This is a genomic window from Bifidobacterium sp. UTBIF-68, assembly GCF_006408855.1.
GTDB classification, from domain to species: Bacteria; Actinomycetota; Actinomycetes; order Actinomycetales; family Bifidobacteriaceae; genus Bifidobacterium; species Bifidobacterium reuteri.
This window is the reverse complement of sequence record NZ_JFAN01000044.1, coordinates 1-25,614: the sequence shown is the minus strand read 5'-3', so window position 1 is coordinate 25,614 and position 25,614 is coordinate 1. Positions and strand designations below refer to the sequence as shown.

General features: G+C 52.1%; 19 protein-coding genes. 5 read left to right on the top strand and 14 right to left on the bottom strand.

Annotated elements, in window-relative coordinates; genetic code table 11:
* The 10 genes from BW14_RS11075 to rfbB form a co-directional block, all read right to left on the bottom strand.
* On the bottom strand, positions 1-234 hold a 234-nt coding region (locus BW14_RS11075), incomplete at its 3' end, for a glycosyltransferase (protein WP_258186119.1).
* A 77-nt stretch (positions 235-311) separates the two neighbouring features.
* Positions 312-1,832 (bottom strand): hypothetical protein, encoded by a 1,521-nt coding sequence (locus BW14_RS11070; RefSeq protein ID WP_140490648.1) that lies wholly within the window; start codon positions 1,830-1,832, stop codon positions 312-314.
* Positions 1,833-1,852: 20 nt separating this feature from the next.
* Positions 1,853-3,118 (bottom strand): ABC transporter ATP-binding protein, encoded by a 1,266-nt coding sequence (locus BW14_RS11065; protein ID WP_140490646.1) that lies wholly within the window; start codon positions 3,116-3,118, stop codon positions 1,853-1,855.
* Complete coding sequence (locus tag BW14_RS11060; protein ID WP_140490644.1) at positions 3,118-3,954, bottom strand: ABC transporter permease; 837 nt, start codon at positions 3,952-3,954, stop codon at positions 3,118-3,120. Before BW14_RS11060 ends, BW14_RS11065 begins: the two co-directional genes overlap by 1 nt.
* Positions 3,955-4,022: 68 nt before the next feature.
* Positions 4,023-5,996: a rhamnan synthesis F family protein gene (locus BW14_RS11055; protein ID WP_140490642.1), complete on the bottom strand. Its 1,974-nt coding sequence runs from the start codon at positions 5,994-5,996 to the stop codon at positions 4,023-4,025.
* A 12-nt stretch (positions 5,997-6,008) separates the two neighbouring features.
* A complete protein-coding gene (locus BW14_RS11050) occupies positions 6,009-7,316 on the bottom strand; it encodes a glycosyltransferase family 2 protein (protein WP_140490640.1) in 1,308 nt (435 codons plus the stop codon).
* 72 nt (positions 7,317-7,388) lie between these two features.
* A complete protein-coding gene (gene rfbA, locus BW14_RS11045) occupies positions 7,389-8,282 on the bottom strand; it encodes a glucose-1-phosphate thymidylyltransferase RfbA (protein ID WP_140490638.1) in 894 nt (297 codons plus the stop codon).
* Between the two features lie 228 nt (positions 8,283-8,510).
* Positions 8,511-9,965, bottom strand: a complete 1,455-nt coding sequence (locus BW14_RS11040; protein ID WP_140490636.1) for a bifunctional dTDP-4-dehydrorhamnose 3,5-epimerase family protein/NAD(P)-dependent oxidoreductase — start codon at positions 9,963-9,965, stop codon at positions 8,511-8,513.
* Between the two features lie 133 nt (positions 9,966-10,098).
* Positions 10,099-11,775, bottom strand: a complete 1,677-nt coding sequence (locus BW14_RS11035; RefSeq protein ID WP_140490634.1) for an RNA-binding domain-containing protein — start codon at positions 11,773-11,775, stop codon at positions 10,099-10,101.
* A gap of 173 nt (positions 11,776-11,948) precedes the next feature.
* Positions 11,949-12,971 (bottom strand): dTDP-glucose 4,6-dehydratase, encoded by a 1,023-nt coding sequence (gene rfbB, locus BW14_RS11030; RefSeq protein WP_140490632.1) that lies wholly within the window; start codon positions 12,969-12,971, stop codon positions 11,949-11,951.
* Between rfbB and BW14_RS11025 the strand changes: the two genes are divergently transcribed.
* Entirely contained in the window at positions 12,894-16,403 is a 3,510-nt protein-coding gene (locus tag BW14_RS11025; RefSeq protein ID WP_258186118.1) for a DUF4422 domain-containing protein, read from the top strand. The genes rfbB and BW14_RS11025 overlap by 78 nt on opposite strands.
* Positions 16,404-16,498: 95 nt before the next feature.
* Here the strand turns inward: BW14_RS11025 and BW14_RS11020 are convergent, their stop codons facing one another.
* On the bottom strand, positions 16,499-17,866 hold the full coding sequence (locus BW14_RS11020) for a DUF6056 family protein (RefSeq protein WP_140490630.1): 1,368 nt from the start codon (positions 17,864-17,866) through the stop codon (positions 16,499-16,501).
* Positions 17,867-17,961: 95 nt separating this feature from the next.
* Between BW14_RS11020 and BW14_RS11015 the strand changes: the two genes are divergently transcribed.
* Positions 17,962-19,521 (top strand): hypothetical protein, encoded by a 1,560-nt coding sequence (locus tag BW14_RS11015; RefSeq protein ID WP_140490628.1) that lies wholly within the window; start codon positions 17,962-17,964, stop codon positions 19,519-19,521.
* 185 nt (positions 19,522-19,706) lie between these two features.
* Here the strand turns inward: BW14_RS11015 and BW14_RS11010 are convergent, their stop codons facing one another.
* From BW14_RS11010 to BW14_RS11005, 3 genes are all read right to left on the bottom strand, one after another.
* A complete protein-coding gene (locus BW14_RS11010; protein WP_140490626.1) occupies positions 19,707-20,684 on the bottom strand; it encodes a glycosyltransferase family 2 protein in 978 nt (325 codons plus the stop codon).
* 167 nt (positions 20,685-20,851) lie between these two features.
* Positions 20,852-21,004 carry a hypothetical protein gene (locus tag BW14_RS12120; RefSeq protein WP_219847197.1) on the bottom strand — a complete coding sequence of 51 codons (153 nt, stop codon included), beginning with the start codon at positions 21,002-21,004 and terminating at the stop codon, positions 20,852-20,854.
* Positions 21,005-21,016: 12 nt separating this feature from the next.
* The gene (locus BW14_RS11005; protein WP_181162380.1) at positions 21,017-23,197 is read right to left on the bottom strand and encodes a GH25 family lysozyme; all 2,181 of its coding nucleotides are present in this window, start codon (positions 23,195-23,197) and stop codon (positions 21,017-21,019) included.
* A gap of 198 nt (positions 23,198-23,395) precedes the next feature.
* Between BW14_RS11005 and BW14_RS11000 the strand changes: the two genes are divergently transcribed.
* The 3 genes from BW14_RS11000 to BW14_RS10990 all read left to right on the top strand — a co-directional run.
* Positions 23,396-24,589, top strand: coding sequence for an ImmA/IrrE family metallo-endopeptidase (locus BW14_RS11000; RefSeq protein ID WP_140490624.1), 1,194 nt, complete (start codon positions 23,396-23,398; stop codon positions 24,587-24,589).
* A complete protein-coding gene (locus BW14_RS10995; protein ID WP_140490622.1) occupies positions 24,586-25,167 on the top strand; it encodes a DUF4411 family protein in 582 nt (193 codons plus the stop codon). The genes BW14_RS11000 and BW14_RS10995 overlap by 4 nt, the downstream gene beginning before the upstream one ends.
* A 144-nt stretch (positions 25,168-25,311) precedes the next feature.
* Positions 25,312-25,614 (top strand): glycosyltransferase (locus BW14_RS10990; protein ID WP_140490620.1); only part of this gene is annotated, 303 nt, incomplete at its 3' end.

The following is a 25,614-nucleotide window of genomic DNA, read 5'->3' as shown; positions in this document are numbered from 1 at the left end:
ACCGCCGAACAGGTGCGCGTCGCGTTCGTGCAGACTGCGGATGATGCTCCAGGTGGCGTCCTTGGACCCGTCGTCGACGAACAGGATGCGGCTTCGCGCGCTGATGCGCCCGGTCTCGGTCAGATGCGCGACTTTGGCGGCCAACACGTCGGCCGTGCGCGCAAGCCCCTCCGCCTCGTTGTAACAAGGAAGCACGAAACACACAACCGGCCAGTCAGCTACTGACCCATTCATCATGTTCCTTGTCAGTCATCAACAAAATCTACCTTCTGCAAGCCCTGAATATCAGGTCCACCTCAGTAAATGCACATTCAGTGTATACAGGCGGATGCATCCAAACACTTAACTTGTGTCGTCGATACCTTTATTAATGAATGCCAACCAATGGCGGACATCATTATCGACACCGGGAATGCCTGAATTGAATAAACAGACCTTCCAGCCTCAAAGATAAGCAAGAAAACCCAATATCCGACGAGCGCCAGACAGAGCAAGTGAACCTCTGGCAGTGTTTCCAAAACACCATATGCGACACCGACTAAAACCAATAAATATATGAATTGAATCGCATAAACAGTCAAATGTCCATACTTACCATCCGTATAATATATATTTTGGAAGAAATGCTTGATTTTGTTGCTAGAGTACTGTTCCTCTATGTGAGGTGTAGTGAATTTCATACCAGCATCAGACGTATTTAAAATATGTTTTTTAGCCAAAAAGGCAGTATAGCCGACTGGCCCTTTTCTCTTAATCTCTTCCAACCAAATCTGTACGGATAGCGCTTTCCTCTCTTCGACGCTGCCTGTACCCTCAATTCTTTTTCGAATTTCAATATCACCATCGCCATTACCTGTAATACCATATGCAAGATACTGCTGCATGGTGGCATTGCGGGTCTCATCAATCACAATACCCTGCCTTGATTCCACAGCGTAATATGCGAGTACCGTCAAGCAAATTCCAAAAATAACAGGCAATACAACAAATAGAGAAGTCTTAACGTTTTTTACATAATTCCATAAATATGGAAATTCAAACATGGCAATAGCAATAACATATATAACACTAGACGGTCGTATCATATACCCGCAAGTCACCGTCATTCCGAAGCAGAAGCTACCAATAATTTTCGAAGCTCGACCACAGGTTTCTGCTTTTTTCAGATAGATATAAACAAAAATCCCAAAACAGGTAAACGGCCACGAAAAAGCTGTGCTATAAATCTGGTAGACTTGATTTGTGAGACCAAGAATCCCAAAACAGATTAGGCCCGAAAGCACCGCAGCTTCCATACCCGAAAGAAGAAAGACGCTCCAAGCAATGAAAATAAAACCTATGTCGTAGAGTAGACAACTAATTACCGTATATATTCTAAGAGCAATAATAGTGTCGGACAAATGAAAAACATGCTTAATGATGTTTTCGGCAGTATACATAGGCAGATTGTTCTGCCATATTGACAAATATTGATTTATCAGAGTTTTATCATCATTAAAAACCCCATCATACACCATACCAGCATCGAATAATTGTCTGCCGGTTATTGTCGTGAATACGCAGAGTTGCACAAAAACAAGCAAGGCGAAGCAGGCGAAAACAAGCCACTTTTTTCGACATAGAGCTCGATACCCACTTAGAATACTCCTGCGATATCGGATTCCGACAAAGACAAGCAATATAGAGCAGACCCAAAGAGCGCCCCAGTACTGAGATGCAGTAAAATTGTCCGACGAAAGGACGCCCAGAACAGTCAACGACAAAAGAAGTCCCGCTACAACGAAGACAAGATACCAAAAACGTTTGGATATGGTCCGCATGACTTTACCCATTGATAAACTCCACCAAAGAACTACATAAGACAGCGGAATTGCAAAGCGCGATCGCTCAACAATGCATAGGTCTTGTTCTTGCTGTTTCGAACAGCAAAGAAACAGGAATTGTCGTCATTGGTGAAAGCAATCATATCTGTCTTATCGGGATCTTTAGAGTTATCCAGACGCAACGAGACAAGCAATTTAAAATCACTGTTGTTGAAGTCACTAACCGGAATCTCGAATCCGACGCGCTGTCGTCCATGCTGCTTCATCGGGACCGAACCCGAATCGCAGACGACTCCTCCTCGCTTGGTATCAATCAGCGAAATGGCCAGATAGAAGGGAACGTCCTCCGTGAACTCGTATTCGACATCGAAGCGGAACGGTTCGACACCATCCGACAGCTGGTTGGACACCGGCCAGATCTTCAGGAAGGGCACACGAGCGTTCAGACCGGTCGGATACGCATTATCCGCGTCGTTGTCCTTTTCGGTTTTCTTCGTGGCGAAGTTCTCCAACGTGTAGCGATCTGCCACCACGTCCTTGTCACCGCTCTCGATGATTTCACCATTCTTAATCAGAATAGCCTTGTTACAGTACTTCTTCACCGAGTCCATGCTGTGCGTCACCAAAATGACCGTCTTGGTCGGATCTTTCTTAACCTCAGAGAAAAAGTTGTCGCACTTGCGCTGGAACGCCTCGTCACCAACGGCGAGCACCTCGTCAAGTACGAGGATATCGCCTTGGGCTTTAATGGCCACGGAGAACGCCAGTCGCACCTGCATACCACTGGAGTAGTTCTTTAGCTTCTGATCCATGAACTCGCCCAGTTCAGCGAACTCGACGATATCGTCGTACATGGCGGTGATTTCGTCACGAGTGAAGCCGAGCAGCGCACCGTTGAGATACACGTTCTCACGCCCGGTCAGTTCGGGATTGAAACCCACACCGAGCTCGATGAACGGCACCAGCTTGCCGCGAACATCCACCGTGCCCTGTTCCGGTACATAAATCTGGGAGATGATCTTCAGCAGAGTGGATTTGCCAGAGCCATTACGGCCCACGATGCCGAAGAAATCGCCCTGACGCACTTCGAAGCTGATATCGCGGAGCACCTTCTGCTCAGTGTAGCCTTTGATGCCTTTGGTCCAGTTCAGGAAGGCCATCTTCAGACCACTGGCCTGTTCAGTTGGCAATCGGAAGGATTTGGCGACGTGGTCGACCTTCAAAACAACCGGGCGCTCATCCACCACATCTGCAACAACGTTGCCAACATTGACATTATTTTCAGCGACAGTCATCAGAGCACCTCCGCGAACTTGGCACTATGCTTGCGGAACACGTGGATACCGAGCCACAGAATCACGACGGACAGCACATACGGCAACAAGCACAGCAAACGATTATCCACCAGCGTCCAAATCGTCGGCACATCCTCCGGAGAAATGAGGTTATGGCGGATATCCATAATCGTCTGCGTGGTCGGAACTAGCATGAGCAACTTAGTAACCCAAGCTAGTTCAGGCGCACGCTGAGTGATCATCGTAATCGGGTAGATGATAGGCGTGGCATAGAACATCGCTTGCAGAACGACCTCCCAAATATGGGCGACGTCGCGGAAGTACACATACAGCGTGGCCAGTATCAGTGCCACGCCGAGAGCGATTGCATACAACTGCAGGATATTCAACGGAACCAAAAGCACATGCCACGTGTAATGCGCATTGGCAAAGAAGCCAAACACGATGACGACCACTAGGTTGATGGCCAGGGAAATCATGGCGCCCATCGTGGTGGAAGCGACGATTATGTAGTTGGGGAAATGAATCTTACGAAGCAGATCGCCACGGTTCACGATTGAGGACATACCCATGGAAGTAGACTCGTTAAAGAAACTCCACAAGCAGGTGCCGCATAATAACGAAATAGCGAAGCTTGGCGTGCCGTCGGAGAACTTCAGGAATCGGACGAACACCATGTACATCACCGCGAACAACATCAGCGGCTTCAACACCGACCACAGCACACCGAGGAAGGAACCTTGGTAACGCAGCTGGAAATCGGTTTTCACGAGTTCCTTGAACACCACCAGTGAGTAATGGTAACGGTCGCGGAGTCTGTCCCATGCTTTCTTCATAAACACCTTATCCTACTCAGACAGGGGATTTCCTGACTTTCTTCACCGGAACCACCTGCCGCTCGTCGCTATCGACGCAAACCGGAACGTACTTTCTTCAATACCGCACATGCCGCGTGAATCGGCACCCAAACTGTTTTCCTCAACTGGCTCTGCACAGGCTTGGGCAGCGGATAGGTCACCGCACGGAATACTGTGCCAAGTGCAAGATGCGTCGTACGGCGCAGCCTGCCGACGAACGTCAGCGACGACTTCAGGCTACCGAGACTCTCCATCACGCTTTCACCGCGTCGCACACCACTGGTGGTATCCATGAAACCCTGCGCGATATAGTACAAAGAATCCACTTCAATTCGGGCATACTTGTCGGACATCACCCAGGCAGGATAATACCCTTGCGATTGGGCGATGTAACCATTGGCCCGTTCGATGGCGTGCGAGATGGTGCCATCGACGTCCATCTTGCCTTCCGGCAGGAAGTCCTCGTACTGCCACCCATATTTATACAGGGGCTTCAACGCTTCCACACGGAACCAGTAGCATGATCCGATAGCGGATACGCTGGGCTTGTGTTCATCCAGAGGAACGTGGATATTCAGCTTGTTTTCCAGCAGATCCTTGGTGATGTCGAAGTTGATACCCCAATCGTGCGGCACCGTATGCGCGAAATAAAGGGCGTGGATAGGCGGCGGCGGAGTCGCCATACCCAAGCGCGGATTATTCGCGAACAACGTAAGGATGTTCCGCACATAGTCCTTGGAACCGAGCGTATTCTCCAGTAATTTGTAGGCGAATCCCTCAGTCTCGGTCCCCTGATGTCCGTTCTGCTGGTTCTGTCCGGACTTCTTGTCGTGTGCGAAACCGATGACATCATATTTCCCGCTGAGCACGACGTCTTTCGCGCCAACGAGCAGTGCCGATACGTCACGGCCGCGGTTGCGCACTGGAATGAAATCGACCGCATGAGTGAAGCCACTCTTATCCATCGCTTTGCGAATGTCGGCGATTTTCGACTCATTTGTCGTGATATACAGGTCGGTGTCCTCGGGCAGATTGGCAAGATATTCCAGCGTCTGATCCAGCAAGTCGAGGAAATAGACGTGGTAGATGAATGCCGATCGTACCGGAGTACTTCCATTCTCACAGGGATTGACGGTACGGGACGGTAGCACGTAATTGAGATGCACGGCTTTAGCAATATCCGCGATATTGTATGACGGCAACACCGCATCCCATATCAAATCGGTGTCGTAATCGGTACGCCGACGCAAATACTCCAGCAGTTCCATACCAGGCTGACCAGCGGTCTGGTTGAAATAATACTGGTATTCGACGAAGAAGGAACGCTTTTTGAACACCGGGCATCGGTCGTCGCGAATCAGAGAGACCGGATCATATAGCATCGGATACGTCGAACGCGACCGGTACTTGTCGTAGTCAATATATGAGGCCCAAGTAAATCCAAGATCGGAGAATCGCTTGGTGAACGTCATCTCATGCTTGCGTGTCGCCTCCGCGTAGTCTTCATACACAGGCATGGTCTCCCAATAGCGTTGGAACGCTTTGGAAGACACCAAGGATTTCCGATACGCATGCCAATACGATTGCAGATGCGTCGGAATCTCCTCACCGAAAGCGATGTCATGCGGATACGCGGTGACGCCCCAGAAATCAACGTCCTTGCCGTCCATCGTTTCAAACATCTCCGAGAACGGGAAAACTGGTCCAAGAATCGTATCGTTCAGGCAGATGATCTCATCGTAGGTGACGAGCTTGTCCCACCCGATTGAAAGCAACGCCTGACGGTATGCGGCGATGTCAAGGCCCTTGTTCTCACGAACGATAATCCTGTCGGCGAATCGTTCAAGCCTCTTACGGGAATTTGCATCCAGTTCACCGTTGGCGACGACAATCAGCTGATCCAGCGATTCGATAAGCTCACTCAGGAAATAATCCACATAGCGCGCTACATGACCGTATTTAGCGTAAATACAGTAAATACCGCATCGTTTCCAGTGGCGGCCTTCGGATGTTACAGTCATATCTCCGTTCCTTTAACGGTGAAGAATCCGGCGAGCGGCGCGACGCAGTAGATTACGTTGCCCGCTACCTTCCGGGAACACTGCATCCACCACACGTCGAATGGGTGTTCCCGTTTTCAACACACGGCGTTGCTCTTCCAACTGGAGCTGACGCTGGCGCCGTTCTTGTTGCTCAGCGATTTTTGCTTGTTCGATTTCGAGTTCGTGCTTATCCAGCTTCCCCTTCAGCACGAGGAAATCATCCACGCGTTGCTGAATAACCATATCTGAGATGTTGTTCAGATGCATACTATTGAACAACATCACCCAGCGGCGATAGGGATCCGCATCCGATGGAACCGCATCATGGTCAACGAACCATTGCGCGCGCGCCATCAGAGGATCCAACAGCATGTAGGCGGTATTCTCGTCACCCCAAATACGGCGCAATGAACGCATACCGGCGATCTGGTCCGCCTCTGCCAACCTCATCACCCATTCACGTCCCACGATGCCAAGCACCACATGCTTGTACCATTGCGCGCAACGCGTCGTGTTGTCACCACCGGAGTCAGCCGCATACCGCAGCACAGCATTCATGGAGGAGTAGATTCCCATATGGCCATGCTCGAATTTCTGCAATGTCTCCAGACCGGAGCCGGATACTCCAGCGCCCAGATTGTAGCGAAGACCACGATATTCCGTGAAGAATCGCATCGTTTCCGCCCGCGAGGCCAATACGAAGAACTCGTATGAATCCTGCATGCGTCCAAGCGGTTCATCATGCGTTGCGGCGAATCCCTTACGGACGAATTCACCGTCAAACATGCAATCGATAAGGCTCCACGTGTTGCGGGTTCCAAAGTCTTCGGAAAAGACCGATTTCAACACGTCTTCGCCCTGCATGTCTTCGGTATGCAGATTAAACGACCGTTCCTCTTGGAACGCTGTCTCCCGATTGGCTGAACCGTGGGGAACCACGGTACGCCCGAATCGCAAAATGTCAAAGGCCCGACTGGAAGCATATGCGGAAAGCACTTCGCATGCGGTGTCCTGCAGCTGGTCATCACCGTCCACGAACACCACGTACTTACCGACGGTATGCAATACACCCGCACGACGAGCAAGATGCGCACCTTCATTCTTGCCTTTAGCGACTAACGAGAAGCGCGAATCGCCCTGTATCGCGGATTCGATGACCGATTTCGTGGAATCGGTGCTCGCATCGTCTACAACAATGACCTCGAAATCCGGGTTAGTCTGATTGTGCAGGCTTTGCAGACAATCGGCAATATATCGCTCGACGTTATAAGCAATGACAACGAATGAAACGGTGGGCATACTTCTTCCTCCGTGCTCCTCCGTGTGAAAAACTTCAAACGACTTACGCGACTTCTGATGACCTCGGTTGGTTCAGGCATCTTTCGGCTTGACGATGATTTTGTTGTCGGCCACGTCCTTGAGGTGCTTGCCGTACGGGCTCTTGCCATACCGCTCGGCGGATTCAAGCAGTTCTTCCTTGCTGATCCACCCGTTCTCGTAGGCGATTTCCTCGGCCACGGCGATGGGCAGGCCCTGCGCGCGCTGCACGGTGCGTACGAACTCGCCCGCTTCGTACAAGGAGTCCATGGTGCCCGTGTCCAGCCAGGCGTAGCCACGGCCAAGCGTCTGCACGTTCAAGGTCCCGTCTTCGAGGTACATCCTGTTGAGGTCGGTGATTTCCAGCTCTCCACGAGCCGAAGGCTTGACCTGCTTGGCGAACTCGGTGACGCGCTCGTCATAGAAATACAGACCGGTCACCGCATAGTTGCTGGCAGGGTGTTCGGGCTTCTCCACGATGGAGATGGCCTTCTTGTGCCCGTCGAACTCGACCACGCCGTAACGCTCGGGATCATCCACGTAGTATCCGAACACCGTGGCACCATGCTCCACGGCTGCCGCCTTGCGCAGCGTGCGGCCGAGGCCATTGCCGTAGAAGATGTTGTCACCGAGCACCAGCGCGCACGGCTCACCCGCGATGAATTCCTCGCCCAAGATGAACGCCTGAGCAAGTCCATCGGGAGATGGCTGCACCTTGTAGGAGAAGTTCACACCGTACTGAGAGCCATCGCCAAGCAGACGCTCAAAGTTCGGTAGATCCTTCGGCGTGGAAATGATGAGAATGTCGCGGATGCCGGCCATCATGAGCACGCTCAGCGGATAGTAAATCATCGGCTTGTCGTACACCGGGAGCAGCTGTTTCGATGTCACCGTGGTCAGCGGATACAGCCTCGTACCTGACCCGCCGGCAAGGATGATGCCCTTCATGTTCCTACCTGCTTTCCTGTTCCAGCGCGCGTTCTCTTCAACCGTACTTAGCTTACCCATAACCTTCCACCGCATCGAACAGGACAGAAAGTCTGTGCGGTTTCATCGCATACATTGGGCGCATAACAAGAAGCGGCTATCCATCTGGAGAAGAACCGCTTCTCGTATCCCGCCTGCCACGCTCAGCTCGGTGTATGGCATGGATATCGGTAATGGTCGCGCTAAGGCCTACTTGTCGAGCTCCTTGGTGACGTAGGCTTTGAGGCTGTCCTCCCAGTCGGCGGGCGTGTAGCCGGCCGCTTCGATCTTGGACAGGTCGAGCGCAGAATGGACCGGCCGCGGGCTGACCGGGTTCTTCGCGTTCGCGAAATACTCGGCCGTGCTGATCGGCTTGACCTTCTCCCCGTTGCCGTTGGTCAGGTCGAACACCATGCGCGCAATCTCAGCCCAGCTTTTCACCTCGCCCGAACCGGTCAGGTTGTACGTGCCATACGGCGCATGGCTGTCGAGCAGGTGGAAGATGGCCTCCGCCATATCCCTGGTGAACGTGAGACGACCATACTGGTCGTCCACCACCGTCACCTTGTCCAGCTTGTCCTCGGGGTCGGCCACACGGTCGGACAGGCCCATCATCGTCTTCACGAAGTTATGCCCCTCGCCGATCACCCAACTGGAACGCAGGATGTAATGCTCCGGCACATTCCCGACCGCAATGTCACCCGCGGCCTTCGACTGCCCATACACACCCAACGGGGCGAACGCCTCCGTCTCCGTATGCTCCTCGGCGGTCCCGTCGAACACGTAATCGCTCGAGATGTGCACGAGCGTGATGTGATGCTCCCCGGCGACCTTGGCGAGCAGGGCCGGGCCCTGCGCGTTCGCCTTCCACGCGACCGGACGGCCCTCCGGGGTCTCCGCCCTGTCCACCGCCGTATAGGCGCCCGTGTTGATGATCGTCCCATACAGGCTCCAGTCGAACCGCTCGTACGCGGCCGGGTCGGAGAAGTCGAACGTGTCGATGTCCGTGTACTCGAAGCCCTCAAGACCATGCGCCTCCGCATACGCGCGGACCGCATGACCCAACTGGCCGTTGCAGCCGGTCACCAACGTGCGCTTCGGCGCCATGGGCTTGGCGTCCTTGAGCATCGGATGATGCAGGTCCGCCTCGCTGCGCTCCGACTCCTCCAACGGGATGGGCCACTGGATGTCCAGCTCCGGATCAGCCAAGTTCACGAACGTATACGTCTTCTTCTGCTCAAGGCTCCAATGCGCGTTCACCAGATACGTGTACACGGTGCCATCCTCAAGCGCCTGGAAGCTGTTGCCCACGCCACGCGGCACATAAATCGCCTTCGACGGGTCCAAGCGGGTCGTAAACACCTGGCCGAACGAGTCGCCCGGCCTGAGGTCCACCCACGCGCCGAAGATCTCACCCGCCGCGATCGAAATGTACTTGTCCCACGGCTCCGCATGGATGCCACGCGTCACACCCTTCTTCGCATTGAACGAGATGTTGTTCTGCACCGGACCGAAATCAGGCAGACCCAGCTTCAGCATCTTCGCACGCTGCCAATTCTCCTTGAACCAGCCACGACTGTCACCATGCACCGGCAGATCAAACACCAACAGGCCAGGGATATTCGTCTCCGTGACCTTCAATTCTTTCTCAAACTCAAACGACATAATCACCAATTCCTTTCTTCCTTTTTCCATCAGCAGAAAACAAGAATGCTGCAATTCCAACATTTTCGACTTCAAGAGGCCTTTCTTCTTTCTGCTTCTTTCTGCATTCTGCAGAAAGAAGCAGAAAGAAGTCCTATCCGCTTTGCCCGCCAAGCCGCCATTGTGAATACCTGCGCGACCCAGTATTGACAATGACACCGTCTCGTCTCATAGCAGTCAGCAGATTGTCGATCTTATGCTGCTTCTCGCCATCCGACAGATCCTCACCGAGCTTCGGGACCAAGAGATCGTTAAAGTCAGAACGAGTCGCCACGCCGAAAGTCTTCAGATACTGCTCCACAAGCCGCTGATAGAACACATCATCCTGACTATGGGCCCGTATGAAATCCGCCTTGGTATCCGTGGCAGCCGCCACTACGGGAGTCACTCGAAGATGAGGCTTACGTCCTTCGATCAGGCCTTGACGGCGTAGACGATTTGCCGCTGCAGCGGGAATCTCCATATGCTTCTGCACACGGTCCAGCGCCAGAACATCAGGCAACGGCAGATCTGTGCTACTAAGTAGCAGACGCGTGTACTCCGGGTCGACCATCCCGCCGTACATGGTAAGACGCACCTTCTCGGGATCGCTTAGATCATAATCCGGCAACGGCAGGTAACGCTTCGCCTGCACCTCGTTCATGCGCTTGATGCCGTACCCCATACGGTCAATCATGTACAGCTCGCTCATGGCACGAACAAGGAACGGGTTGCGATAACGGTCGGGAGACTTGTCTCCCAGCACATAATCGTCCGGAGTGCCCTCGAAGAATGAACCGCAGCTGTCGAACGTGAGCTTGTCCGGATGCTCTGTGACCAGAATCCGGGCCGGACGACGGTAATCCTGATGGGCGATGCAGTTATGCAACGCCTCAAGCACCGATTGCTCGTCATATTTCGAGACCTCCTGCTGCAGAAGAGTTCCGGGAGGCAGCAGACGAATCTGGATATTGCGGATACGGCTGTACAGCCTGGTGGTGGTCAGCATAAAAGGCAACCCGAAATGCTCGTAGGCGCTCTCCTGCCCGACCAGTTTCCAAGTCATTTCGTACATGCCGGAGGGAAGCTTGTCCACCGACTCTTCCTTGCCGAGCAGCAACAACGCGGCACGCGTGACAGCGCCATCACGGGTCACATGGGCGCGGTTCAGGAACTCCCTGTCACTCCAGCTCGAAACTTCCTCGGGAGAAAAGCGGTTCGCATGCGCCTTGAGAAACGACTCTCTGGCATAACGAACCGCTTCGGGATCCAAATCATCCAACGAGGCATCAGGAACCGTCTGGGCACTCCAATCATTCAACGAGCTCTCACCTCGAATGGCATCCAGCTTGTTAATGCTCAACGCGACCAAGCTCTCACCGCTGCGCCCATGAAAGTAACCCTGCCACGAGACGGGCATGCCAATCGGCGCCGGAGGAATCTCGAACATGAGCACACGGCCCTCAGGCGTATCGAGCTCATGAATCTCCCGGAACGAGGAACGCGGCTCAGTATCCCTCGTAATCTGCATCTTCAACTGCTGCAAGCGCTCAGGGTTCAGCCCATAAGACGTGCCAACAATCGCACGGGACTTGTTCTTCACACCGAACACCAGCCAAGCCGACTCGGCCTGACGCAGATTCGCCTCATTGGATAACGCCGAAAAGTATTTTCCGATATCTTGCGTGGAGTAATTCTCATTAGCCTCTTTGAATTCGACAACCTCGTTCTCCCACCCTGAAATCAGTCTGCCCAAAATCGACATTAACTCATCCTGAGAGTACGCAGCCATGCTCACCTCCACGTCACACCAACACCCCATCGCAATCAGGGCAAATCCTCAGAGCCGGATCATATACAACAGCCGTCAGAACCTCGTCTGATGCGTCAAGCATTGTGTTATTCTGAAGACGCTTTCAGGGCCGCCCACATGTTGGGCGGCCGTTTTCGTATCCGACGGTTGAATCACTGTCCTTGTTGCTTGTATTTGGCTTCGGTGGCGGCCTTCGCCGGCTCCCACCAGGCGCGGTTGTCCGTATACCACTGGATGGTCTGCTCCAAACCGGACTCGAAGTCCGTATGCTTCGGACGCCAGCCCAATTCGGTCTGCAATTTGGTCGAATCGATCGCGTACCGGCGGTCATGGCCCGGACGGTCCCTCACCCAGTCGAACGCGTCCTCGCTCTGACCCATCATCCTCAGGATCATGCGCAGCACGGTCAGGTTGTTCTTCTCCCCGTTCGCGCCGATCAGGTAGGTCTCGCCGATGCGGCCCCTGGTCAGGATCGTCCACACGCCCGTCGAATGGTCATCCGTATGGATCCAGTCACGCACGTTCAGACCCTTGCCATACAGTTTCGGACGCATGCCGTCGAGGATGTTCGTGATCTGGCGGGGGATGAACTTCTCCACATGCTGGTAGGGGCCGTAATTGTTGCTGCAGTTCGAGATCGTGGCGCGGATGCCGAACGTGCGATGCCAGGCGCGCACCAGCAGGTCCGACGACGCCTTCGTCGACGAATACGGGCTGGACGGGTGGTACGGGGTCTCCTCCGTGAACTTCGCCGGATCATCCAAGGCCAGGTCCCCGTACACCTCGTCCGTGCTCACGTGGTGGTAGCGCACATCGTACTTGCGGCACGCCTCCAGCAGGCGGAACGTGCCCTCCACGTTGGTCTTCAGGAACGGCTCCGGGTTCGCGATCGAGTTGTCGTTATGCGATTCGGCCGCGTAATGCACGATCGCGTCATGGCCGGGAACCAGACGGTCCAGCAGCTCCGCGTCGCAGATGTTGCCATGCACGAACTCCACCCGGTCACCCAGGATCCCCCTGATGTTCTCCAGATTGCCCGCATACGTCAACGCATCCAACACGGTCACATGCACGTCCGGATGGTTCTCGTACACGTAATGCACGAAATTCGACCCGATGAACCCACAGCCACCAGTCACAATGATGTTATGAGGAGTGAAAACTTCTTCAGCCATGAGTATCATCGTACCGTTGCACCCGTACGGATACCATCTGCAACGTATAGCCTCTGTGGCCGTTGTACAGTCGATCCCCACATAGAGGGGACGACGTATCCTAGACACAGCATTTGTCATTTGTCAGCGAAAGAAAGTAGCTCATCCATGTCTGAAGACATCAAGCTGTTCGTCTCCTGCCATAAACCAGACACGCATATTCCCGACAATGCTCTGCTGCAGCCAATTCAGGTCGGAGCGGCTCTCGCCACTTCCCGAATGCCCAATATGCTGCATGATGATGAGGGCGATTCGATCTCCGAGAAAAACCGCTCCTACTGCGAGCTGACCGGCCAGTATTGGGCGTGGCAGAACACCGACGCGGATTATTACGGTTTCCTGCATTACCGTAGGTACTTCAACTTCTCAAAGACCGAATACCCGATCCATCACGAGCCGTTCATTTTCGGCGACGTGACGTTCGACCGCAATGACGATGAGACGTTGCGGCGCATCGACTTCAATGAAGAAGCCATGCGCAAGGTCATTACCGCCCATGATTTCATCGCCCCTGAACCTATCGAGGCGTTGGAGAAGACCACTGTCTACGAGCAGTACCGGGATTCATTCGGTCATCATATCGAAGACCTTGATACCGTGATGGACATCATTCGGCTGAAGTACCCGGACATCTGGCCGAGCGCACAGAAGTATCTCAATCAGACGAAGGTGTATGTCTGCAATATGTTCGCGATGCGTAGCGAACTGTTCCGCGCGTATTCTGCGTTCCTGTTCGATGTGCTTTCCATGCACGAGAAGATGCGTGACTTCTCTCATTATTCACCGGTGGCACGCCGTGTCTCCGGCTACCTTGGCGAGCGCATCTGCGGCATGTACTTAACGTATCTGTACGACAAGGGCTATGACGGCATCGATCTACAGCGCGTCTACTTCCGCAACACTGATGACGGACAGCGGCCTGCAGCTGTAACGGGCCCCACCGACGACACCGAAACGCTGAGCTTCGGCACAACGGTGCGCGGACCAGGCAAAATCTATTCCGCAATTCACGCGGAACATCTCTCCGACGACTGGCAGTTCCACATCAGCTCAACTATGTCCGATGGAAAGCAGGTTCCCGCGAAAGTGGTGCGAGCCACCAGCGGTCCGGTTGTGGTGCTTCCCATCGTCGCGCAAGCTCAGACGGTGTCAGTGCAAGCGGTGGATGCGGATGGACGCACGCACGCGCAGGGTTCCAAGACGTTCAACAGGCGTGCCGCACAGCTGATGTCCTATGCCAATAGGCTGTCACATAACGCGGAGGCCTCGGCAATTCGCAATTGCGATAAAGCGATGCTTTTGGGTGATTCACACGTCCTTGTGGATGCGCTTATCAATAACCTCGACGGTACGGACATCATTCACGGCCATGTCTCCGTTCCGCTAGTAGGTGATGAGAGTGCGAGTGCTTATGTGGATATCGTTGCGCTTGACGGCCAAGGCAACCAGATTTCCATGGGCGATTGGATTTGCATGGGCGAAGAAATCAATACAGACCCGGCCCTTCCCGGATTGCGCATGCGTAAGATATCCTATTCGCTTCATATTCCTCAAGTAGATACGTTCATTATCTGGGTGAAGTTCCCGGACAGCGATCGTCAGGATTCGTTCCTGTGTTCTTTGCCGCCCCAAACACACTTGATGCGCCATCAATGGGCTACACAGACGGAGCCGGCCTGCGCCGCTGGTGATTACGATAAGTGGTTCCGCACCCGTCAGCGCGCTTCAGTCAATGAGTTGGCTATTCAGCAGCGCACGCGCTTCGATATTCAGCCGAAATACTCCATCATTGTGCCGTTGTACAAGACGCCGATTCAATTTTTGCATGCCATGGCCGACTCGGTCATGAAACAGACCTACTCGAACTGGGAACTGCTTCTGGTAAACGCCTCTCCAGAAGTCGCCGATCTCAGCCAAGCCGTGGACAAACTGTGCGCAAAGGACCAGCGTGTTCGACATGTAACTTTGAAGAAGAACCAAGGAATCACGCTGAATACCAATGAGGGCATCAAGATCGCTTCAGGAGACTTCCTGTGCTTCCTGGACCATGATGACGTACTGGAGCCGGATGCGCTATTCTGCTACACACGAGCCATCAACGAACATCCCGACACGGACATGCTGTATTGCGATGAGGACAAGCTGGACAACGGCAAGTATCGTGAACCGTTCTTCAAGACCGAGTGGAATCCCGATCTGCTGCTGGGCATGAACTACGTATGCCATTTCCTTACCGTACGAAAGTCCATCATGGACAAACTCGAACTGCCCGGTAAGGAGTATGACGGTTCGCAGGATTGGCACATGGCGTTCCGCATCGGAGAGCAGTCGCGGTATGTGCATCATGAGCCTCGAGTGCTTTATCATTGGCGCGTCCATAGCCAGTCGACTGCCGCTCGCGCCGACCAGAAGGACTATACGCTCGATAGCAGCCGTCTTTCTGTCGAAACGCATTTGGAGCGATGCGGTATCAAGGGCACGGTCGTTGATTCTCCGCTTATGCCGCGTCGTTTCAAGGTTGATTACAGCCTCGGCGACCACCCGCTGGTGTCCATCATCATTCCGAACAAGGATGCAGTACCGGTTCTGCATAACTGCCTAGCCTCGATTCGTAAGTTCACGACCTACGATAACTACGAAATCGTGGTTGTGGAGAACAACAGCGTGGACCCGTTCACCTTCGAATACTATGAGATGGCACAGCAGGACGACCCGCATGTGAGGGTTGTGAAGTTGGAAGGCATGAGGTCCTTCAACTTCTCCCGAATCATCAACTTCGGAGCCGAACAGGCACGAGGCGACTATTATCTGTTGCTCAACAACGATACTGAGGTCATCACTCCGAACTGGATCGAGGAGATGCTTGGACCTTGCATGCGCGAGGATGTGGGAATCGCCGGCGCCAAGCTGTTGTTCCCGGACAACACCATTCAGCATGCCGGCATCAGCTTCGGCCCAGACGGCCCCGGCCACCTGTACTACCAGACGTCTCGCAATTATCCCGGCAATTTCGAGGCCACCATGCTGGCTCGTGATCTGGGAGCGGTCACTGGCGCTTGCCTTATGGTCAGCAAGGAGGCCTTCGACAAGGTACACGGCATGACCGAGGAACTTGCGGTGAATTACAACGACGTCGACTTCTGTCTGAAAGTGATTCGCGAGCAGCTGCGCGTGGTGTTCATTCCCACGGCCGAACTCCACCATTACGAGTCCGTGTCCCGCGGATCGGACGCCTCCGGCGAGAAGGCTATCCGCTTCGAAAAAGAGCGCGGCGAGTTCATGAGCCGTTGGCCGGAAGCCTTCACCGTGAAAGCTCCGTTTGAGAATCCGAATCTGCAATTCGGCATTATCTATCAGACGCTTAACCGCGGATATAAAAGAGAGTATTTGTAAAACAAATAAGATATGGAATAAGGCCAAACAATATATGAAATAAGGCGACGCGTAAACATTATATCGGTTTGCGCACCGCCTTATTTCATATTACCTCAGATAAATAGAACAAGATTAAAGTTCCTATAAAGATTAAGCGTAAAATGCAGAATAGAAATAAATGCAGGAATGCCAAAAAGCAACAGATACTCATTTCTCCAATGCCTATCCAATAAATGCAACAAAGAACAAAGCAAGCATACCGAGGGAATGAACATCGATCTTGGACCGGATGCATAAATAGTAGGACTGAAGTACATTAAAGCACCAGATGCAATAGCAGCGGAAATCATAAAGAACTGATAGCAATAGCTACCGTCAACACGCATCACCAGCATCCAGACAGCAAACAATAGCACAATCCAAAACGCAAATGGCAAGAGCCAGCGCAGTAGAGAGGATGAATTTCCGCGCAAATCAAACACACTCAAGGTAGACAATATACGCAGCTGAGAAGCACATGCAACAATAAATATCATCGCAGTAACAAAATAAGCCAATAAATAATCGACATCAAAAGTGCAGGAACGAATAGATATAAACTTGTGTTGCAAGCCTTTGCCGGATATCACAATGAAAATAGCAACAACAGCCATGGCAAACACCAATACAAAAAGATAGTTGTACATATAGCCAAAATGCCAAATAACACCTTTGTAAATTTTGACTATGAAGCTCATATCCTCAAATTCAGGATATCTCACCTGCATCTCTCGCTCATTACGAACAGCAGAACCAGGAGCAAGCAATTCGACCAATAACGCGCAAGCACTTGCCAACGTATACACAACAGCAGGAATAGAAAACGATTTGTCTCGGACATAAAGTGCAACTACCGTTATAAAACCAAAGGCCACAATACAAGGGCCAACCTGCTCAACTCCCAGTGAAGCCAATACGGCAGCAACAATATATATACCCCAAAATCTAACAGACCTTGCGCGAATCAAGCCAACAAGAAGTAATGTCGAAAAACAGCCAATAGCCGCAGGCCACAGATACGCAAATGAGCCAGCAACCCAATATGAAGCACTGAGCCATACGGAAGGGGCTATAAGCCATACAGCCGCATAGGAGATAAATAGTTTTTTGATAGAAAAAACACTAAATGTAATACGCGTCAGCGAGTATGACAACAGAACAATCATTCCAGCGTCCGCAAGACGCCATGCAATTTGCGGCAAAGGTAGGAAAAAAGCTGCAGAAGATTCAGAAAAGATTCTTCCAGACCATGTCATATAACGTTGAATCACCCAATCTACAGGAGCAGTGTGGGACAACTGCTCCATAAAGTAAGTATCATCCCCTTCGGCCCTAACAACGGGGAGGAGGGTAATATAGGTTATAACATACATAGTTGCAAGCGCAAGAAAGCGCGGAATAGTAGTCATTTTACCTAAAGTCGTAGCACTTGCTTCTTTCATTCTCAGCTCTCTCTATCATCATAGCTATTAGAACAGGCACAATGATACACGGTGATTGTACAATGTACTTTATGATAGATAGATTAGGAATTACAATGAAAAAGATATCGACAACTATTGTTTATACTCTTTTCATTATTATTGTTACACTTCTTACAATTGCTGCCACTATCACAAGCAAGAACATGGCGCAAGATTTCTCTGAAACACAAATTTGGAATTTTAAAAACAATGCAATATCTCTACCAATATCTTTTGCAATAACAGCAATAATTCTAATTACATATAAACAAATCACCAATATGTCACAGGCATCATTAAAAGCCTTATCAGCAATTTATACATTAGCGGTTTGTTTTACATGGACATCGATAATCAATTGGTCTCCCACACAAGACCAGAGAATACTCATTGACATTGCTTCAAATTTAAACACAGATTTTAATAATGGTTATTTAGACACCTATGGGATTAACCTTAATGAATATATCCAAATGTACCCCTTCCAAACCGGATACATCTTATTTTATAAGGCATTTGGATGGTTATGGGGATATCAAAATTGGACTGCCATCAGGCTATTCAACTCAATCATGGTTACTGGATGCGTCTTGGCGATTTTCTCACTAACAAACAAGATATATTCTAGACAAGCAGCTCACTTATCGATTGTGATTACCGGGCTTTTCCTTCCGCTATTCCTTTTTTCTAATTTCGCCTATGGTAACATTCCTTCCCTATGCTGTGCTCTATTTGCTCTTCTAGAACAAATCAAAGCAACAGAATCAAAGAGAACCTCAGTTTTTATCAAACATACCTCGACGAGCATCTTTCTAATTATACTTGCGACTATTTTTAAGCCAAATGCTCTTATTTTTGTTTTAACAATGTGTATCATTTGGCTCATCGAAGCAATAACAAATAACAAATATATATTATTGATACCTCTGTTTGCAACATTCATTGGATATAAGATGGTCGTCCCTCTTACCACTTCCATTTTCTCAATAATGAGCGGTGGTGTCGTATTCAATCACGCGATACCTCTAATGTCGCATTTTGCCATGGGCCTACAGGAGTCTGAAGCTTTACGTCTTCCCGGATGGTTTAATGGCTATTCCATCACTGTGTACCGTCAAGCGCATGGAGACCCATCACTGATGCAGGAGATTGCGACTGACGCAGTTATAGACAGATTGTCTATTTTCATTAGTCAGCCCGTCTATGCAGCATCTTTCTTTATCAGGAAAGTCTGTTCAATGTGGACTGAGCCCACTTTTCAATCCCTATGGATTAGTTTTGGTGGCGGACACGGATTTGAACCATTTAACGGATCGTGGATTCAACATAGTATTGTCCACGGAAAACTATTTACCATATATAATGTATTCTGCGATGCAGTGCAGTCTCTAATCTATTTATTTGCATGCGCATATCTATGGTCATCAAGAAAAAATATTACATTCAAACACCTATATTTGGCTATCGCTTTTTTGGGCGGCTTCTTGTATCACCTACTTTCGGAAGGTAAATCTGACTATGTGCTCCCATACTTTATACTTTTAATCCCTTACGCCTCTGCTGGTTTTGTCATCATCAGAAGTTACATTGATAAATTACTAACCAGCCATAAATTCACTCCATTCTTTAAATAGATATGCTCTTGGCTCCGGTATTCTCGGAGCCAAGGTTCTTTTCCAGCAAGAATACAATTATTCTGATGGACAATCCATATAACAATCACACGTCGAGCAATAATCAGACGACAACGACAATCGACACACTATCTAATTGCTTATTCAATAGCCCTAGGGCGCATGAATAATCTCGAAACTTCTACTTACTCATTATTTGATTTCAGTCTCTCTTCCTCAATCAAATAGTTAGGACGCTCTTTAGTCTGCATGAATACTCTTCCCAGATATTCGCCAATTATTCCAAGACTTAGAAGTTGTACGCCACCCAGAAACAGCAAAACGATCATGGTTGAGGCATATCCCGGCACATCAACACCATGCATCAGAGTACGAATAAATATAAATATTGCATATATGACAGCCGAACATGACACAATTCCACCAAGCCATGTGGCAATCTTCAATGGCGCAGTCGTAAAACTTGTAATGCCATCCATTGCAAGATGGAACAACTTGAAATAGTTCCACTTTGTTTTTCCCGCAACTCTCTTATCGCGATCATACATAAATTCAATTTTTTTGAATCCTATCCAACTGAATAACGCTTTGGAATTTCTTTCAGATTCATCGAGCATTTTCAATGCATTAATGCATTTTCTATCAAGGAGTCTAAAGTCTCCCGTGTCCTTTTGGATCTCAACTCCAGATATTTTTTGTAATATATCGTAATACCATCGGCTTGTTGTTTTTTTCAGCCACGTTTCCCCTTCTCGCGTCCGACGTCGCGCATAAACATCATCATATCCTTGTTTCCACAGTTTTGCCATTTCAGGAATCAACTCTGGAGGATCTTGCAAATCAGCATCTATAATTACCAAGCCGTCTGTGTTGACATTCTTAATACCCGCATACATTGCCTTTTCTTTGCCAAAATTCCTAGACAAGAAAATGTATTCTACATATGCTCGCGTTCGCGAATACTGGCGAATTAATTCTCTTGTCCTGTCTTTCGATCCATCATCTACAAATAGCAGACTGTAATCAAAATCTTTGCTACTAGAAACAAGAGAATCCATTCTGTCGAACAGGAGAGGAAGCGACTCTTGTTCATTATAGCAAGGCACGAGTATCGTTATAGTCTTCTTAGACAGCGACTGTCCTTCTTGCATCTTTATCCTCATAGGCTTTCCATAGTAAACGCACTGAAGCCAAGTTGCTCTATTAGCTGCACATCACCCTCAATGTAGTACAAAGTTTAGTGCGTTCGCACGCTGTGCGCTAATAGGACGATTGATTACAAGCTGCAATAAGCAGAAACACCCTTCACAAGCTCTTGACCCCTGCGCACTTACCGCTTTGCTCCGGTCACTGGGTCGAAATAGTACTTTTGCCCGTCGATATATTGTGTGCCATATACCATCTTTCCGTCAGAGCCGTAATACACGATCTTGCCACCGTTGGAGCTCAGACGCTGCCAGCCCGTCTTACGAGCACCGGTCACCGGATCCAAGTATTACCAAGCGCCATTGATCTTCTGCTCCCCATACCGCATCTTGCCTTCAGGCCAGCTGTAATACACAATCTTGGAACCGAGATTCTTCCAACCGTACGTCACACGTCCGTTCGACTTGGACGTGCCATCATCGAAGAAGTACCAGTAACCTGATACTTTCCCTTCCCCGTGAAGCATCGCACCGTCTGAACCGTAGTAGACCCATTTGTCGCCCCGATGATCCCGAGTGGTCACAACGCGGCGCCATCCAACGAACCGTGCACCAGTACCAGGAACTAGGTAGTACTGTTTCCCGTCAATCGTCTGTTCTCCATATACCATCTTTCCATCGGAGCCGTAATACACAATCTTGCCACCGTTGGAGCTCAGACGCTGCCAGCCCGTCTTACGAGCACCAGTCACCGGATCCAAGTAATACCAAGCGCCATTGATCTTCTGCTCCCCATACATCATGTAAGGGGAATAGTACACATTCCTACCATCGGGCAGTATGACCCAACCAGTCATCCTCGTGCCGCTAACTGGATTGAGGTAATACCATTTGCCAGAAATCTTCTGTTCGCCGTACAACATGACACCGTCTTGATCATAATAGGCCCACTTGTTCACATCACCCTTGAGGTATGCCCACCCTGTCCTGCGGGCACCAGTGCCCAAGTCCAAGTAGTACCACTTGCCGTCAATCTTCTGTTCGCCGTACAGCATGTGTCCGTCGGTAGAATCGTAGTACACCCATTTGCCACCGTTTGACGACAGCCACTGCCAGCCCGTGGACTTCTTGCCAGTCGTCGCGTCGATGTAATACCACTTTCCGTCAATAAGCACTTCGCGATACCGCGATGTCGGAGTATTATACCCGAACGCGTTCAAATCCACGCTCCCGGTGATGCCGTTAATCCGGCCGCTGCTGGTGTACTGCCAGCCGCGGTCGTTTGTGGACCAATCCGTGTACTGCATGCGCGCGCCGTACTGCGCCACCCACCGGGTGCGCGCATGGATACTTGCGCTGTTAAGCGCCGTGTTCAGGTAGCTCGTATACGAGTACACGCTCAGATTGGTGTATCCGGCGGCCTGCAACTGCCCATACCACGCGTTCACCATGCCCTCGTATACGGCCGGGCTCGTCGGGCTGACGTGCCCCGTGTAGCTCCAGCGCTCCAAGTCATAGAACACTGGGTAACTCAAATCACCCGGAGCGACACCGGCCTGACGCAGCAGATTCACCACGTCCGCGCCCTCGCTCGCACCGTCCGACGTGTTCTCCGCATACGAGAACACGTACACGCCAAACGGAATCCCCAGCCGCTTGCACTCGTTAATGTTGCGGCGCGCCTGCGCGTCGAACCCGTTGCCCCAGCCGTAGCTCAAACGGATGATCGCACCCTCCACACCGTCGTTCTTCGCCGCCTGCCAGTCGATCGTCCCCTGCCATTCGGAGACATCCACCACGCCCTTCGCCTGCTGCACGAACAGATTGCCGTTCGACTCGAAGAACGCCGGCGTCCCGTTGTACGAACCCCAATACGCACCATACTCGTTGTTCTCAAACGCGGCTGGAATCGCACGTGCCGCGGTCGCGGATGTCGTTTCGTTTGCGACGCGGCCATAGCTGGACGGCGCGGCATCGCCCGCACCGGCCTCCGCGTCGCCACCGTTCGCCGCGACCTTCTCCTTCACGTCTGCGGCACTCACCGGAATGAACGACTCACCATCCGTCTTCGCCAACGGGTCAGGCTGCGTGCTCTCCGTACCCACGATCTTCGGATCGGTGACCGTCTCACCCGACTCAATGTCCTTCAACTCGCCATCGCCGGTGATTGCGTACTGCTCCGACACCACCGTCGCATCATCCGCGATCTCGGCGGACACCTTGTCCGGCAACGCCGCATGCGGATTCTCCGGCATCGCATCCGCCGACTCGAGCGCCGTATCGGAGGAATCGGCGGCAGGCTGCGTCCTGAACACGGACGTCGCCGTCGCTGGCGTCGCTGCTGATGTCGGTGCTGTCACCGTTGTCGTCGCAGCAGTGTGCGCGGGCGAGGCCGCCGCGTTCGTCGGCGCCGTCGTAGCAGACAACGCACTTGCCGGCACCACACACACCGCACCCAGCATCGCCACCGACGCGACCGACGCCGCCACCACGCTCAACGCCCCCGCCACGCGAACCTTCTTCCCAGCCATCAATTCTCCTCACGTAATACGGCACCCGCGCAAGCCGTCACAACCGCCGGCAGCCATGCCGCCAACAATCCGGCAAACACTCCCCACTCTACCGGCCACCCACGGCGACGGGGAGTCGCGCCGGCGGCGCCTTCGGTGCCAAAGCACTATACAATCGATGTAATCGTGTTTTGCAGCAGATCGGGAAGGAGATTCTTCATGGGCGCCACCGTGAACGTGGACATCTCCCCTGCAGTACTGGACTGGGTGCTGCGTATTGGAGACGCCGATCAACTCAGCGACCCGCAACGACAGCTCATCCAGCAGTGGAAGACCGGCGAACAGCATCCGAACATCAAAGACATCAATGATCTCAGCCACAAACTGCATGTCCCCTTCAGCTACTTCTTCCTTGCGGAGCCCATCGACGACACACCAGCCGTATTCGAGCACCGCACCATCAGCAACCAGTTGATGAAGGAACCATCCCGAGAGCTTGTAGACACAGTCACCGATATGTCCAGACTCCAAGACTGGGCTCGCCAAGACCAAATCGACAATGGCGGCGAACGTCTGCCTTTCATCAACTCCATGACGCTCAAATCCGGTGTGGCACAGATAGCACAATCCATCCGGAGCACATTGGGAATCGAGACGGACTGGTACAGGCGGCCGGAAGCGTCCGGCCCCGTGAAGGCGTTCGCATTCCTTCGCGAACGTGCCGCGCAAGCGCAAATCATCATCATGATGAACGGCGTGGTGGGAAACAACACCCGCCGAAAGCTCAACCCCAAAGAGTTCCGGGCGTTCGCACTCGTCGATGAATACGCACCACTGATATTCGTCAATCGCGCGGACGAACCAGCAACCGCACGCCTGTTCTCCCTAATACATGAGTGCGTCCACCTATGGCTGGGGCAGGACGAGCTGTACAACGATAGCGTTACGTCCGCTGCCGCTGCCATACCCACTGCCGCTGACGGCTTGGAACAGGCGTGCAACGCCGTCGCCGCAGAGATACTGATTCCCGACACAGAATTCAGAGATTTCTGGGAACAGGACGGTCGTAGCTCATTGTCCGTCGAGGAGCGAATCGCACAAGCACGCAAGGTATTCCCTGTATCCTGGACCAGCGTGGCTCTTCACGCGCGCAACAACGGCTACATAACACAGGAAGAGTACGACCGCATATCCGATTCAGCACGTCACTGGGCTGAACAGGACGCCGCTTCTGCAACCGCGGCCACGGGAGGGGACTACTACAACACCAAGCTCAGCCGATTCGATAATCGTTTGCTGGATCATCTCACGACCTCAGTCGCCGAAGGCCGCACCTCCTATACAGAGGCATACAGGCTTACAGGCACTAATCGGCTCACATTCCCCAAGCTGTTGAAGAAGGCCGGAATATGACTACGGCCAACGAATCCAACAACCTCACCAAACCCGTGCAGATGCCGCTGTTCGACCCCATAAGACCGCAATATCTCATCGATACCAACTGCCTCATCAAACCCTACAACGATTATTACAATCCGGCCTTCACCCTGTCGGAAGCTTTCTGGAGCCGGCTGAAGGCACTGGTGCGCGAGGGAACCGTCGGCATACTGGATAAGGTACGGGACGAAACCTATGGCGGACGCAACTCCGATGAATTGGACGCGTGGCTGGATGACATTCAGGAATACGTCATCAATTCGGAAGACAATCCCCACATCGTCGATGGGTTCAAACAGGTCATACGAGTCATCAGCGCCCCCGACAGTGGATATCGACCGCAGGCGATTCGGGACTGGGCTGACATCCGTATTGCGGATCCTTGGCTGATTGGAGCGGCCAGCCAATTCCAATCAGCCATCATCACGTTCGAAAAACCGCAGAACACATACGACCGCCCATGGAAGCATCTCAAGATTCCCACCGTTGCGAATATGCTGAATGTGCATTGCGTGGATTTGTTCACTTTCATGAATACCGCCGGGGGTTTCTAGCAGGTATCCAGACTGGACTCTCATTAGAGACTCCGCATCAACCGCACAACACGGATGTTCGGCGTGCGGGTAGACTGTCCATAGCACATGGGCGTGGGCCGGACGGATACGAACCGGCTCTGAACCGATCACGAGGATGGGAAGATGACCTTCGAGACGAACGCGCAGGAAGCGGATTCCACGAACGCCGGAGCCAACGCTTCCGGTTCTGGCGAGCGCGCCGACCGCCGCGACCGGCCGGTTGTGTGTTTCGTGCTTCCCTGTTATAACGAGGCGGAGGGGCTTGCGCGCACGGCCGACGTGCTGGCCGCCAAAGTCGCGCATCTGACCGAGACCGGGCGCATCAGCGCGCGAAGCCGCATCCTGTTCGTCGACGACGGGTCCAAGGACGCCACCTGGAGCATCATCCGCGGTCTGCACGAACGCGACGCGCGCCTGTTCGGCGGC

Excerpts from the sequence above, each read along its gene's own strand:
- BW14_RS11070 (WP_140490648.1), bottom strand. The coding sequence starts at position 1,832 with ATGGGTAAAGTCATGCGGACCATATCCAAACGTTTTTGGTATCTTGTC.
- BW14_RS11065 (WP_140490646.1), bottom strand. The coding sequence starts at position 3,118 with ATGACTGTCGCTGAAAATAATGTCAATGTTGGCAACGTTGTTGCAGAT.
- BW14_RS11060 (WP_140490644.1), bottom strand. The coding sequence starts at position 3,954 with ATGAAGAAAGCATGGGACAGACTCCGCGACCGTTACCATTACTCACTG.
- BW14_RS11055 (WP_140490642.1), bottom strand. The coding sequence starts at position 5,996 with ATGACTGTAACATCCGAAGGCCGCCACTGGAAACGATGCGGTATTTAC.
- BW14_RS11050 (WP_140490640.1), bottom strand. The coding sequence starts at position 7,316 with ATGCCCACCGTTTCATTCGTTGTCATTGCTTATAACGTCGAGCGATAT.
- rfbA (WP_140490638.1), bottom strand. The coding sequence starts at position 8,282 with ATGAAGGGCATCATCCTTGCCGGCGGGTCAGGTACGAGGCTGTATCCG.
- BW14_RS11040 (WP_140490636.1), bottom strand. The coding sequence starts at position 9,965 with ATGTCGTTTGAGTTTGAGAAAGAATTGAAGGTCACGGAGACGAATATC.
- BW14_RS11035 (WP_140490634.1), bottom strand. The coding sequence starts at position 11,775 with ATGGCTGCGTACTCTCAGGATGAGTTAATGTCGATTTTGGGCAGACTG.
- BW14_RS11025 (WP_258186118.1), top strand. The coding sequence starts at position 12,894 with ATGCACGAAATTCGACCCGATGAACCCACAGCCACCAGTCACAATGAT.
- rfbB (WP_140490632.1), bottom strand. The coding sequence starts at position 12,971 with ATGGCTGAAGAAGTTTTCACTCCTCATAACATCATTGTGACTGGTGGC.
- BW14_RS11020 (WP_140490630.1), bottom strand. The coding sequence starts at position 17,866 with ATGAAAGAAGCAAGTGCTACGACTTTAGGTAAAATGACTACTATTCCG.
- BW14_RS11015 (WP_140490628.1), top strand. The coding sequence starts at position 17,962 with ATGAAAAAGATATCGACAACTATTGTTTATACTCTTTTCATTATTATT.
- BW14_RS11010 (WP_140490626.1), bottom strand. The coding sequence starts at position 20,684 with ATGAGGATAAAGATGCAAGAAGGACAGTCGCTGTCTAAGAAGACTATA.
- BW14_RS11005 (WP_181162380.1), bottom strand. The coding sequence starts at position 23,197 with ATGGCTGGGAAGAAGGTTCGCGTGGCGGGGGCGTTGAGCGTGGTGGCG.
- BW14_RS11000 (WP_140490624.1), top strand. The coding sequence starts at position 23,396 with ATGGGCGCCACCGTGAACGTGGACATCTCCCCTGCAGTACTGGACTGG.
- BW14_RS10995 (WP_140490622.1), top strand. The coding sequence starts at position 24,586 with ATGACTACGGCCAACGAATCCAACAACCTCACCAAACCCGTGCAGATG.